The organism is Aquirufa sp. Wall-65K1 (genome assembly GCF_054558475.1).
In genome coordinates, this window is sequence record NZ_JBPXKD010000016.1 from 1 (window position 1) to 618 (window position 618).

The following is a 618-nucleotide window of genomic DNA, read 5'->3' on the forward strand; positions in this document are numbered from 1 at the left end:
CCCATTCACAAAATCACCTGCACTTGTTAATTTATTGCCACCACTTATTCCACTGATCGTTCCTGTTAAGCCTGTCGTACTTACCGTAATGTTATTCCCACTCGCATCAAAGCCGGTCACCACGTTGCCATAGGCATCTAGGGCCGTCAACGTATTTGTTCCCGTAAACCCTACTCCATTGATCTGTGGACCAGCCAAGCTTAAGGCTAATTTACTGAAGCTTGAAGCACTAACAACCACACTCAAACGATCTGACCCACTCGTGCCTATCGAACCTTCGATAGCCACCAAGTTGGCTGTCTCTACTTTAAATAAGCTCAGACTCGCTGTAGCTACCCCATTCGTGAAGCTCACACTCGTCGCTGTACCAAAGTCGGTACTCTCTACTTTTGGTGAGGTCGCTGGAGATGATGAACTATTCGCTCCACTGAAAATTAAGCTCTTACTGCCCGTATAGCCACTCGCCGTATTGCCACTCGCATCTTTTGCCGTAATCGTAATCGTTTGACTGCCTCCCGCTGTTTGCGTGCCACTTCCCGTGATGATGAACTTCGTAGCTGAACCTGCTCCGATCGTTACATTTCCACTCGTTACTGCACTACCCGTCGCTGGAGTGAA

1 protein-coding gene is annotated in these 618 nt (G+C 48.4%); it reads right to left on the reverse strand.

Going from position 1 to position 618, the window contains the following annotated elements:
* The coding region (locus ACST15_RS12505) for a hypothetical protein (RefSeq protein ID WP_459454991.1) at positions 1-618 on the reverse strand (618 nt) is incomplete at both ends.